At 40.8% G+C, this 13,509-nt stretch carries 10 protein-coding genes; 5 read left to right on the forward strand and 5 right to left on the reverse strand.

The window, feature by feature from the left end; all coding sequences use genetic code 11:
- Positions 1-196: 196 nt before the first annotated feature.
- A complete protein-coding gene (locus NXS00_RS19515; RefSeq protein WP_258100949.1) occupies positions 197-1,417 on the forward strand; it encodes a PepSY-associated TM helix domain-containing protein in 1,221 nt (406 codons plus the stop codon).
- Positions 1,404-2,513 (forward strand): alpha/beta hydrolase, encoded by a 1,110-nt coding sequence (locus NXS00_RS19520; RefSeq protein ID WP_258100950.1) that lies wholly within the window; start codon positions 1,404-1,406, stop codon positions 2,511-2,513. Before NXS00_RS19515 ends, NXS00_RS19520 begins: the two co-directional genes overlap by 14 nt.
- Here the strand turns inward: NXS00_RS19520 and NXS00_RS19525 are convergent.
- The 5 genes from NXS00_RS19525 to NXS00_RS19545 form a co-directional block, all read right to left on the reverse strand.
- Positions 2,510-4,930 carry a TonB-dependent receptor gene (locus NXS00_RS19525; RefSeq protein WP_258100951.1) on the reverse strand — a complete coding sequence of 807 codons (2,421 nt, stop codon included), beginning with the start codon at positions 4,928-4,930 and terminating at the stop codon, positions 2,510-2,512. The two genes, NXS00_RS19520 and NXS00_RS19525, sit on opposite strands and share 4 nt — an antisense overlap.
- Complete coding sequence (locus NXS00_RS19530) at positions 4,908-5,369, reverse strand: PepSY-like domain-containing protein (protein ID WP_258100952.1); 462 nt, start codon at positions 5,367-5,369, stop codon at positions 4,908-4,910. The genes NXS00_RS19525 and NXS00_RS19530 overlap by 23 nt, the downstream gene beginning before the upstream one ends.
- A gap of 83 nt (positions 5,370-5,452) precedes the next feature.
- Complete coding sequence (locus tag NXS00_RS19535) at positions 5,453-6,085, reverse strand: START domain-containing protein (protein ID WP_258100953.1); 633 nt, start codon at positions 6,083-6,085, stop codon at positions 5,453-5,455.
- Positions 6,086-6,104: 19 nt separating this feature from the next.
- The gene (locus tag NXS00_RS19540) at positions 6,105-7,391 is read right to left on the reverse strand and encodes a sensor histidine kinase (RefSeq protein WP_258100954.1); all 1,287 of its coding nucleotides are present in this window, start codon (positions 7,389-7,391) and stop codon (positions 6,105-6,107) included.
- The gene (locus tag NXS00_RS19545) at positions 7,388-8,062 is read right to left on the reverse strand and encodes a response regulator transcription factor (protein ID WP_258100955.1); all 675 of its coding nucleotides are present in this window, start codon (positions 8,060-8,062) and stop codon (positions 7,388-7,390) included. The genes NXS00_RS19540 and NXS00_RS19545 overlap by 4 nt, the downstream gene beginning before the upstream one ends.
- Before the next feature lie 271 nt (positions 8,063-8,333).
- Here NXS00_RS19545 and NXS00_RS19550 point away from each other — a divergent pair, with 271 nt between their 5' ends.
- From NXS00_RS19550 to NXS00_RS19560, 3 genes are read left to right on the forward strand one after another with little or no spacing between them, the layout of a single operon-like run.
- Positions 8,334-10,727: a TonB-dependent receptor gene (locus NXS00_RS19550; protein ID WP_258100956.1), complete on the forward strand. Its 2,394-nt coding sequence runs from the start codon at positions 8,334-8,336 to the stop codon at positions 10,725-10,727.
- A gap of 27 nt (positions 10,728-10,754) precedes the next feature.
- Positions 10,755-11,957 (forward strand): DUF4374 domain-containing protein, encoded by a 1,203-nt coding sequence (locus NXS00_RS19555; RefSeq protein ID WP_258100957.1) that lies wholly within the window; start codon positions 10,755-10,757, stop codon positions 11,955-11,957.
- 14 nt (positions 11,958-11,971) lie between these two features.
- The gene (locus tag NXS00_RS19560; RefSeq protein WP_258100958.1) at positions 11,972-13,507 is read left to right on the forward strand and encodes an ankyrin repeat domain-containing protein; all 1,536 of its coding nucleotides are present in this window, start codon (positions 11,972-11,974) and stop codon (positions 13,505-13,507) included.
- Positions 13,508-13,509: the final 2 nt, after the last annotated feature.

The raw sequence follows: 13,509 nt of genomic DNA on the forward strand, positions 1-13,509 counted from the left end.
CAATTGTGTCTCTGGATACCATAGACGTAGATTTGCCATATATTTTTAGCGCTAAACAACTAAGTCTGAAGCTAATAGTTCCGTTTTACGCCAATCAACAAAGTCACCTCAATGTATAACAGAACTACACTTTCATACTAAGACCATCGCTAATGCTTCAGACAATACCAGAAAATCATTACTTCATCAAAACATCATGAAAAAAACCAAAAACAAATCACTCTTTAATCGCCTCAATGCCTGGCTTCATTTATGGCCAAGTATTGTAGCAGGTGTAGTGGTCGTATTTGTTTGTATTACTGGTACCATAATTGTTTACGGTGATGAAATCATGGACTTGACAGCTGGAGATGCTAAGTATGTAGCACCTGGAGACGAAAGGATTTCAGCAGAGAAGATCATGATCAATCTAGAAGAAGCCTATCCCGGATATGCGGTATCTGAATTCGTATTTTTCAAAGACCCAACTCGCAGCATACGGTTACGAGCATTCAATAGACAGGAACGCAGACTATCCATGATCTATATGAACCCTTACACTGGAGAAGTATTGAAAAAAGATGATACCATCTACTTTTTCTTCGTGACGGCTCATTTGCACGCATCTTTTTTAGCTGGTGAAATTGGGCACTGGGTAGTTGCTATATCTACCATCATCTTTGTGATTAGCTGCATTACTGGCCTTATTCTCTGGTATCCTAAAAAATGGAATAAAAAGACCTTCAAAGACAGCTTTACAGTGCGGTGGAAAGCTAAATTCAAGCGGTTAAACTATGACTTGCACAACGTATATGGATTCTATTCACTCGTAATTTCTGTAATTCTTGGAGTCACTGGCCTCATAATTTTTTTCCACGGTTTTATGGATTTGACTGTCAAGCTTACAGGAGGAGATACAGCCGATATTCGAGAATTATTACCGAAAATGGACACCACTAAGACGTCTTTGGACATGGTTCCTTTTGCATACCAGGTATTGGAATCCGAATACCAGGATAAAGAAGAAGTGAGTATCTGGAACTTCGATGCGCAAAAAATGGGAGTATTTGCCTTTAGATCAGGGCATGTGGGACTTAAAAGTATTGAAAATGCTGACCTTGATATTTATGACAGGTATACCGGTGAAAAGATCCTCCTCGACGAAAAGCACCTCCAGCATGAAGCCACCGAAAACGTGATATGGCAGCTACATCTGGGACAGTGGTGGGGCCAAATAGGCAAATTATCCACTTTCCTGGCAGGAATAGTGAGCACCAGCTTACCAATTACCGGCTTTATTATCTGGTGGGGTCGACGAAAAAAGAAGAAACCTTCAACTCAAAAGTCACCTAAACCATCATCCACTTCCAACAAATCTGTGAATCGCCCTAAGATTGCGACTAAACCAACAATCAAACCCAAGTATGTGGAACACTAACTGGATATTCTTTTTATTCATCTTGCAGCTATTGACCAATTGTACCCCGCAAGAACAACCTGCAGAAAAGCAGGACACTGGTTCACAACTGTTCACAATTGGCTCTAAACATAAACTCAAATCAGCCATTCTCAATGAAGAACGGGAATACTGGGTCTATTTACCTGAAGACTATTATGACACCACCTACGCACCTTATAACTACCCTGTTTTATATGTATTGGACGGAGATAGACACTTTCACTCTTTGTCTGGCATTCAAAATTTTCTGAGCAGCGGACCATACACCTCTCTCCCCGAGATGATCATTGTAGGGATTCTCAACACGGATAGACCTAGAGACCTCACACCTACACATCACAATAGACCAGACATTGGCCCACGCCATGCATTTCCTACAAGTGGTGGAGGCGCTAGTTTTCTTCAATTTATAGAAGAAGAGTTGATGACGGAGATCAGCTCCAATTATAGAACCAACGACTACAAGCTATTGGCAGGTCACTCTTTCGGTGGCCTGACCACCATCTATACGTTACTTTCCAAACCCGAACTTTTCAATGCCTATATAGCAATTGATCCAAGTGTATGGTGGGATGACAACTATCTGCTAAAGAAAGCTCGAAAAGAACTCGACAGCATGGACTTATCTGGCCGAAGGTTATATCTGGCACAAGCTAATTTCATTCCTATCCCAATGGACACCACTACCGAACATGAGCGAGCTCTTTCTGCTTTTAAAAACGAGTTAAAAAAAGTAAACAATGGACTAAAGTGGCAATACAAGTTTTACACGAATGAAGATCACGGTACCATTCCTTTAATAGCTGAATATGACGGCTTACGGTTCATTTTTGAAGGCTTTCAAAGCGAAATCAAAATGGTAGCTGAGGACCCTCAGTTAATTATTGATAATTACGAACAAGTATCTGAGAACCTGGGATACCAGTTCATCCCAACGGAAAGCCTGATCGACTGGGTAGCTAATTATAGTTTGCGTATGGGGAATAAAGACCAAGCAAAAAAGCTATTTGAGCTCAATGCAACGCTCTACCCACATAGCGAGCATGCTCAAAGTCAATTAAAAAGGATTAACTAAAATTTATAATTATAACCTACTCTCAAAGTCTGGGTCTCGTAATAATCTCGACTGGAATAGGTGAAATTATTGCCGGTAATTGTTTTTCTAATCACCATCGTATTCAGCAAATCAGTTGCATTGAAATAGAGCTCACCCTTTCCTTTTTGCAGGGACTTTTTCACTCCTGCATTCAGCGAAAATCTGGAATCAATTGTACCCTGAGGAATGATGTCCGGAGCCAGGTAAATAGCTGTAAGCTGTGCGGTCAAACCATTTGCCCATTTCAAATTGGAATTGATCTTCACATTACCTGAATAGATTTCCTGCTTATCTGAAACAAACGTGTTGATCACTGGATATAAACTAACTGCCGTAAAAGCGTCAATCTGATTTCTATAACCATTCAAATTCAAGTCAAAAGAAACATGATCAGAAACATCCTGAGTCCACACTATTTCAAGTCCGGTATTGTAACTCAATCCAGCGTTTTGTGAGACGTTATAAATTAAATTGGTATCATCTACCGTAGCAGCTATTCTGGTGATATATCCATCAGAAACCTTATGATAAACTGCACTATACAGATATCCTTTACTCCAATCGTTGCGATAGCCTACTTCAAAGCTATTGGTAAACTGAGGGTTCAATGCCGGATTACCTACCTTGATGATTTCGGCATCATCGTACTTTGGAAAGATTCGAATGTCTCCTTCGTCTGGCCGGTCTACCCTACGATTATAAAAAGCTGAGAACTTATTGTGAGCATTGATCTTGTAAGTGATTCTAGCATTTGGAAAAGGCTGCACGTAATCATATCCATCGCTTAGATAGGTGTTGTGATTGGGATCTACTTGATACTGCAAGTCTACCAGTTCCACCCGCATTCCAATCTCTGCCTCCAGTTTCTGCACCTCATAAGTGTAGTTACCATACATTGCTGGAATGGTCTCTTTATAAGTAGCCAAACCATCTGCTCCAGTGTCCAACACTGAATTAGTGGCAGATGGATGGAATTGCATATTCGTAGGAATGGTACGCTTTCTAAACTTAAACCCAGTCTCCAACAGACCATGTTTCATAGGCTTGGTGTAGTCTATGGTAAAGTCTGCCACCTTCTGATCCGCAATCAAATGAAAGTCCTCTTTCGCACTATAATCTGGTCGAGTGTTCGTGAAGAAATACTTTTCATTCTCCCGATCGAAGGTATAATTGAATCCAATAGTTAATTTGTGGCCGGGCTGATCAAACTTATGTTCGAATGCTGCAGTTCCCATCACTGCAGTCAACACTTCATCTTCCAAAAACTGCCACAATCTCAATTGTTCTCCCGAATTACCGCTGTAAAATGGTTGATCACCATAGTCGTTGATGGATTCATTGCCATACAAGCCTGACACGGTAAATGAATTTTGGTCATTGATGAACCAATCAAAACCTGCTTTCGAATTAAAGAAATTCGTATTTCGGTTTCGCTTCATCTGCTGATTGATCACCGTACCATCGTCATAGGTTCTGGTGGTGAATTCATTTTTGTTCAACGTCTCTGTGTACAAATTATCTGCTTGAAGAAACAGATTGATTTTCTTTTTGCGGTAGTTCAGTGCTACTGAAGGATTCACTTTAGGAGTTGCCACATATTGAGGCCTTATACCCGGCAGATTCTCCTTTCTAACCCATAATGCGCCAAGACCTGTAGACAAACCGACTTTACCATTCAGACCTTCCTGACCGTCTTTTTTTAGCACAATATTGATAATACCCGCATTGCCATTCGCATCATACTTAGCCGATGGATTGTTGATGATTTCGATCTTTTCCACGGCGGAAGCTGGCAAATTATCCAGACCATTTTGCTTGCCAAATCCTGATATAGCTGTTTGCTTACCATCAATCAGAACCATCACCTGCTCATTGCCACGCAGCTGCACTTGTCCATCCTGAGTTGTCACTCCTGGAAGATTCGACATGGACTGCAACACACTACCTCCACTTTGACTGATGTTCTGATCTACATTGTAAGTCTTTTTGTCCATGATGGTGGAAACAGCATCTTTCTCGCCAGTCACTACCACTTCAGCCAACTGAGTAACATCTTCCTCCAATAGAATAGCTCCTAAGTCAAGATACGCCGATACAGACCCTATAAACTGTGTGGATTGATAGGTCTTAAACCCAACATAACTGGCTTGCAACACATACTCTCCCGGCTCGACATCTGACAAAGTAAAACGTCCCTTATCATTGGAAATAGTCCCCGTGATGGTAGTGGAATCCTGAGACATCAGCTGGAGTGTTACAAAAGGTAATACCTCGCCGGTTGATTTACTTTTCACAATCCCTGAAACACTAACAGGAGATTTTTGGGCAGCCAGGCTGCTACTGATCATTAAACTAACTACGGTCAACCAAATGTTAATCTTTGTCGCTTTCCTCATGTTCTTCTATTACTTTTTTAGTCACTTCACCTTTAAGATTGACAGCTACTTCAAGCTCCTCTTCACCCACCTCCAGTTCAAATTCATACACCTGACCTTTGACTGTTTCAGCAATTTCCACTTCCTCTATTTCATATTGCTCAAAATTGGCGTTCAGAACATCTATAATAGAAGTTGGAACTTCACTTTCCTCTATCTCATATTCTGTCTCCACCCAGTCACCAGCGGTTGAGAAGTTTGCAGAATATTCTTTTCCTTTCCATTCAAACTCTGCTTCCCATTCAGTTTCATCTTCCATTTCCCATTCCACCATTTTTGAGCCGGGAAATTTAGATTTAAATGATTCCAAAACTTTCTGAGGAACATTTCCTTCTCTAGAACTGCAAGAAGTCAACCCAATGACTCCTGCTAGCATTGTGAATCCTAATATCTTTTTCATGTTTAAATACTTTTAATGATTTAAAGACTCAAACATCCATACCGATTTAGAAGAAATTTAGAATTCTGAACGCTGCAGCAATTTTATTCCACAGAACCTTTTTCCAACTGCTCTATGAACTGCTTCATGGTGTGATACGGCCCCTGATCAATTGCCATATTGATCAACCATGCCGGGAGATCACCTCCGGGATCGGAGTGTGCGAAATAATCAATGTATAGAGTTCCATCACTTTGTGGAGAAATTTCCCAGGTGGATTCAAATTGTGAAATCCGTATAAAGTCACTTGCTTTGGTGGGAAATTCTGTACTAGCTGCAGAATGTGACCTGTAGACACCCAGGCTATCGATGCTATGTTTGCTATGAATGACCAAATCCCGATCAGTCATTGGAAATGGAAAATTCAGCGTGATATAATAGATGATTTCTGTATTGGATATCTGCTTCAGTAGAAGTGATGTATCGCATTTATACACCCAATCGGCATATTTTGGAACATCAGAAAGGAACGACTCCAGATGTTCCATGCTTGACTTGACACTGCAAGTAATTCGAATTTCCTTGATGGAAGAAGTCTCTCCGATTCTGGAAAATACCTTGATGCCCTCATCTTCTCTTACCAACTTCCAATCGTCCACTTGAGCAATAGACACTTGACTCCACATCATGAATGTAAGGAGTACCACAACATGGCTGATGAGGTAATTTGGTTTCATGGGGATAAGATAGCCCAGGTTAATCAAATTTTACGCTAAAATGATGCATCCCCGCATCAAAAGAATAATCAACATTCCAATCATACTTGGTCACAATCTCCTTGATAATTGCCAGACCTAATCCACTACTCACTTTTTGATTAGTCAAACTACTGAATCGATCGAACATCTGATCCTCGTTCAGCGCGGACACCCCACTATTGGAAATTTGCAGCACTCCTTCTATTACATCAATATGAATCTGACCACCTAATTCTGTGTACCTGATGGCATTGGAAATTAAATTATGCAATAGCGTCTCCAGCAAATAAATATTCGCCGACACTCTTGTGGATTGAGTCTTGACACTCAGTTTTAGCTTTTTATTCGACACATAATCATCAAACAAAACCAGAGAATCTTGAAGAATCTCCTTCACGTTGACCACCTCTACATGATCGTATTGATGGCTCCCAACTTTGGCTAGTACCAACAAGTTTTTGTTGATCCTAGATAATCTCGATAGAGGTGCCTCGATACTGGCGATTAGCTCCGATACGGCTGGTGTCAATTCCTGTTGCTGCAACAGCAAATCAAGCTTAGCCTTTAGCAACGCAATGGGTGTTTGCAACTCATGAGAAGCATTCTCTGTAAAGGATTTCTGTATTTTATAGGTTTCTACATTGTTTTGGATCAGGCGTTCTAATGATTGATTGAGCTCGTGAAACTCGAATATGTTCGATGCTGGCAGTACCAGAGATTGGTCTTTAGAGAGCTCAAATGACTTCAATCTCGTCAAGGTTTCGTAAAAAGGTCTCCATGCCTGAATGGCGATTTTCCTATTGAGCATAACAAATCCAATAATCAACACCACAAAGAAAAATAGGGTGATCAAAGCCACCGCCACAAACGTCTCGTCTGTCTCCTCTACATTGGTTTCTATAGTCAGTGCATAAGGAGTATCATTAATCAAGACATGCCGTTTCAGTCCCCGGAAACGATCCTCCTCGTCATCTATATCATATGCATTGGGACGAATCACCTGATAGACACTGTCAGGAAAAGGTGCTTTCGATTCAATTGGAACAATTGACAATCCTGGTTGCAACTCACTCCACAACCGATTCATCAGTTCGATTTCTTCGGAACTGTAGGTGTTCGATTCCAGCTTTTCGATGGTATGTTCCAACGTCAACCAGTTATTTTCGTCCAACTCAGTCAGCCAGATATAGTCAATCACCAGCACATACATGGGAATGCTCACCAGCAAAATGATTAGTGAATAAATGGCAAAACTCCGCAGTGGTTTGTTTAACAGCCTTTTCATATTTCCCATTTATATCCAGACCCGTAAATGGTCTTGATGTAGTCCTGATAGCCAGCTTCTTTTAACTTTTTCTTGAGGTTTTTGACGTGTGCATACACAAAATCATGCGTATCAAACATATCTGCCAAATCACCAGAAAGATGCTCAGCCAAAGCTCCCTTACTTAACACGCGATTTTTATTGCCTACAAAAAACAATAACAACTCATATTCCTTCCTAGTCAAAACCACCCCCTCACCACGTACAGTAACCGTTTTAGCCTGCAGGTCGATCATCACTTCATTTTGCGTAATCGTATTGTGGCTGTCAAATTGCTTTCTACGAATCAGCGACTCCACCCTTGCAGCGAGTTCCGCCTGATGAAATGGTTTGGCCAGATAATCATCCGCTCCCAGCTTCAATCCACTCACTTTATCCTCAATTGAATTTTTGGCCGAAATGATAATGACCCCTTCGTTTTTGTTGAGTTTTTTTAACTCCTGTAAAATGGAAAGTCCATCACCTCCGGGCAGCATCAGATCCAGTAAGATGCAGTCATACTCATAGGCATAAACCTTTTCCATAGCCTGATCATAGTTAGCGACCAACTCACAGTGGTATGCTTCTCGCGACAGGAACAGCTCCATGTCTTTGGCCAATTCTACTTCATCTTCAATGATCAGGATCTTCATAAGGCTCAAAGGAAATGATCAATTTGGAAGAAATTCTGAATTACTCAAAGCACTCTTTGATCAAAACAACTAAGCATTAATTCATACAAGTTAAAGGATTGAGTTGGACTTACACTAATTATTCAAACATACTACAACTAGTGATTTGGGCTCCAAACCGGGTATCTGAGCAGCCCAAAAACCACTATTAGTAGCAATTGATTGTTGGTACATTGGATTAGACCTTTGCGCTGCTATTTAGAATATTTCTAAATAAAGAAAAGGCAATTCGATGACAATACGCTACTTGATTCCATTACTGGTTTTATTCTCATTTACCAGTTCTATCGCTCAAACCGATACTGCCTTCATTTATGGCAAGGTATTAACCAATGATAAAGAAGCAGTACCTGGTGCTTATGTTTTCCTCGAGAATACCGCTATCAAAAGCATTACAAATGACCTGGGAGAATTTCAATTGGAAGCATCTCCGGGTGAATACAATTTAGTTTGTCAGACAATTGGGTATGAAACCAAAATCCAGTCAGTCCATCTAAAATCCGAACAGAAGATCGAAATATCATTTAGTGTAAATGAAAAGGAAGAAGTTTTAAACGATATCGTGATATCAGGCAATGCCATTAAACAAGTACAGGAATCGCCTTACAATGTTGTGGCTTTAGATGCAAAGGATTTACATAATTCCACAATGGACCTTGGAGGAATGCTGAATCGGGCGTCCGGTGTAAAAATTCGTTCCTCAGGAGGAGTGGGTTCTAACCTATCCATCTCTTTGAATGGATTTACTGGAAGTCGTGTGAAGGTCTTCATGAACGGCGTACCCATGGAAGGATTTGGCTCTGCATTTCAGCTAAATAATATTCCGGTATCAGTAGCTAACAGAATAGAAGTTTACAAAGGTGTGGTACCTATAGAATTTGGGTCTGACGCTATAGGTGGAGCCATCAATATTGTAACGAATCAAGAGTCAAATACATTTCTGGATTTATCCTATTCTTTTGGTTCTTTCAACACCCACAAACCGAGTGTAAGCGCTGGATATACTTCAAAAAATGGGTTTTCTGTTCAGTTAAATGCTTTCCTCAATTATTCTGACAACTGCTATAAGGTTCACCTGGATAAGATGCTGGACATTGAAACAGGTTCATATAAAAGAGGGGATTACACGGTAAAGAGGTTCCACGATTCCTACTTCAATAGGACTATCATGACTCAGGTCGGGTTTGTAGAAAAGCCTTGGGCTGATCGGTTCTTTATTGGTTTGACAGCTGGTGAGTTGGATGCTGATATCCAAAATGCTTCCACCATGGAAATCGTCTATGGACAGAGAACACGTTCCGCCAAGACGATCTTACCTTCCATAGAGTACTATAAGAGAGATTTATTCATTGACAATTTAACCTTTAGACTGACAGGCAACTTAAACTTCAATGTCAACCATAATATTGATACTGCCGCGAGATTGTATAATTGGTACGGCGATTATCTTCCTATAAAAACGCGAGGTGAGAGTGGTACCAATACCTTGTCAGAATACACAAACCAGAACTTTTCCTCCACAGCAAATACTTCCTATAGAATAAACAAACATCATTCTATCTCCTTGAATGATGTCATCACAGGATACTCGCGGAAAGTATCAAGTGATGTGCCAGTGGAAGACCTCACGGCGGCAGACACCATGAGACGAGCAGCCATTAAAAATGTATTAGGGCTATCATACGTATACCGCTACAATGAGAATTGGAATGTCAACATCTTCGGAAAACACTACCATCAATATATAGTAGGCCCAATGGATACAGCATCCACTGGTGACCCTAAATATGAAGAGCAAGCTCGATCCTTTCAAACCACCGGATATGGAATAGCTCTGACGCATTTTTTAAATAAGGAAATTCAATTAAAGGCATCGCTAGAGCGTGCTTATCGTTTGCCATCCGGCAGGCAATTGTTTGGAGATGAGCTGCTAACATCAGCTAATACTGATCTTAAGCCTGAGAATTCTACCAATGTAAATATTGGGGGTTCTATCAATCAAGTATTCTCCAGATTTCACACCATCTACATTGACCTGGGTGCCTATTACAGGTTCAACAAAGACTTTATAAGACAGGTCCAGAATGCCCGCTACGGCACCATTAGTAATGTCAATTTTGGTCAGGTAAGAAATATTGGAGTGGATTTGGAAGCGAGGTATTACTATAAAAATACGCTGACTCTGGGTAGTACACTGACTTATATGGATATGCGCAATCGAGAAAAGTTGCGTAGTGCAAATTCTTCAGTCGTAGATGCTACTTATAATAACAGAATGCCAAATATCCCCTACTTCTACGGTAGTACTGATGCGACTTATTACAAGCATAATCTCTTTGGGATTGGTAATGTCCTAAGCATCAATTACACCTTCAATTTTGTTGGGGAATTTTATCTCCTGTGGGAGAGTCAGGGTACGCCAAACACCAAGGCGACATTACCTCGTCAATTGTATCATGATTTAATAATCAATTACTCTCTAAAAAACGGCAAATACAATATCAGCCTGGAAGCTCTCAATTTCACCAACGCCCAGCTATATGATAATTGGAGTATGCAAAAGCCTGGCCGCAGCTTCAACGTCAAAGTGAGATACTATTGGAACAAGACACTTAATAACAATTAAAATTTAGAAACAAAGAAGAACGACAAAATGAAAATAAAAGCACATTTATGGCTAATTCCTTTAACAGTTTTAGGATTAGTGATGATTTCCTGTTCAGAGAACGACAATCAGGATCCGGACCCAGTAGAACCATCAGCACCAAGCAAGTATTTTATAGCAGCAGAGAACAATGACGGCACCTATTTCATAGCAGTAGATAGTTTAACCGGCGGCATTACTACTACTTCTGGAAACGGAATTGAAGACCCTAATAGCTATACCCATTATGCATACAATGGTACTGATGCTGTTTTGGCGATTAGTTATCGTCAGGGAAATCCGGCTGTAGGCAGAATCTTTGGCCTGGATGAATTAGGTCTATTGTCAGAAATTGGCGCTGGATTTCAAATGACAGCTGGGTTTTCATCCTTAGGACCATTTGAAAATTACTTAGTAGCAACAAGACGTACAACCTTTAGTGATGAAACACAAGGTCAAAATTTCTATTTTATTGATCTAGAAAATGATGCAGCTATCTCTGATAAGCAATTGGCAACATATGGTATTCTAGGAGATACCCTGGATTGTCAACTTGTAGGTGTAGTAGACGCAGGAGATGGTACTTTCTTATCCGCTGCCGAGGTTATCGACGGAGATGTGGATGACTGCTACATGCTCAAACTGGATGGTGATGCCAATGTAGTTACCGTTTTAAACGATGATCGAATAGGAAGAGCGCTAGGACAGTTCAGATCAGCACGATACTCGCTAATAGCCAACGATGATGAGGGCAACACGTTTGTTTTCGCTAATCCAATTGGTGGGACTAAAAAAGGTGCTGCATTAAAAATCAATCAGGGTGAAACTGATTTTGATGATAGCTACTACTTCAACATTCAAGATTTAGCTGATGACTTCACCTTTAGAAAAGTTTGGCATCTGACAGGAAAATACTTCTTACTAGAGTTTTACAATGAGTTGGAACCTAGCAGCAATACCCCTGCCACCCAATATGGCATTGTGAATATGGATACCAAATCATTCAACTGGGTTACTGGTATTCCTTCAATAGAAGATATTGACAATGTTGGTTGGCCATACGCCGGAGATGATCTGGTTTACCTCCCAATAACAACTGTAGACTCTAACCCTGTAGTGTATGTGGTAGATCCTGAAACGGCAAGTGCCTATGCAGGTGTGGAGATCGAATCGGCGACAGGTATTGGAGGATTGGCCAAACTTACTTACTAAAAGAAAAATCACTTATGAAAACTTTACTATTGGCTGTTTTTGCATCCGTCGTTTTAATTACGTGCGATGCAAAAACTGAACAAAAACAAAACGAATCTGTAGCTGAAAGTCAACTAGATAGTCGGGACTTTTGGAAGGATAAGCCAGACATGGCCACAGTCAAAGCCGAACTGGATAAAGGATTTGATTTCACTGAAGTAAACGGGATGTCTGATCCCGTTGCTCTTTCAATAGTCAATGATGCCGACCATGAAATCATTAAGCTATTGATCGATCAGCCTGGAGTGGATCTCACACACTTGACAGCAGAAAATAGAATTTATTTGCACTGGGCAGCCAATAAAAGCAATCACATCATTGCTGATTATTTGTTGGAAAAAGGGTCGGATATTAACTTTTTGGACGCCAATGGGCATACGGCATTCACATTTGCAGGATTTCAGGGAAACTTAACGACAGATCTGATAGACGTATTCGTAAAGCATGGTGTGGACCTACAGAAAAAGTATCCTGAGAAGAATGGGGCAAACATTCTGTTAATTTCTATTCCCTATGACAAGGACCTAACAGTTACAGATTACCTGGTATCTAAAGGGGTGTCTATTAAATCTGTAGATGACGAAGGGTATACCGCATTTCATCATGCTGCCAAAATCGGTCATGTAGACATGATGAAGAAACTGGTAGAAAGAGGAGTAGACTATGATGATCAAGCGCTAATCGTTGCGTCCCAGGGAACTTACCGAACTGCCAATACTATTCAGGTTTATCAATTCCTGGTTGAAGAGTTAGGGCTAAATGCGCAGGTGGTATCACCCAAAGGTCAGAATGTATTGCATGGGGTAAGTAAAAAGAATGGCCAGGAAGATATCATCTCGTATTTCCTGGAAAAAGGTGTGGACATCAATCTCACCGACGAAGCTGGGAATACCCCATTTATCAACGCTAGTTCAAAAGGGATAGAAACGGTCAAACTAATGAAACCTTACTTAAAGAAAGGTTCAATTAACAGGATCAATAGCGATGGTCAAACAGCTTTAATGCTTGCTGCCGGCAATGGGGACTCCCAGACTGTTTCGCTACTCATAGATTTGGGTGCAGATGTAACTATTAAAGATGAAAATGGAAACGACGCTGGATATTACCTGGTGGCCAACTATCGCGCTCCGGGCAGTAGAAGAGGTCCTGCAAAGGGAGCAAAAGATCCGTTCCCAGATAAGCTGAAGGCGCTGATACAAGCAGGCTATGACCCTAACGCTACTCAGGAGAATGGCAAAACCCTGTTGCATCTGGCTGCTGAAAGCGACAATTTGAATTTAGTAGAAGCTGTTGTTTCGTCCGGAACAGCAATCAACAAAGTAGATGAAGACGGGACTACACCACTGCAGATAGCAGCTATGAAAGCCACAGATGACCAGGTACTGAAGTTTTTGGTAGAAAAAGGTGCAGATAAGTCTGTGGAAACTGGATTTGGTGAAACCGCCTATGACCTGGCAGCCGAAAATGAGACTTTGATGAAGGCTGGAATTGACATTCAATTCTTGAAGTAAAC

The sequence above is a fragment of the Marinoscillum pacificum genome, assembly GCF_024714495.1.
Taxonomy (GTDB): Bacteria; Bacteroidota; Bacteroidia; order Cytophagales; family Cyclobacteriaceae; genus Marinoscillum; species Marinoscillum pacificum.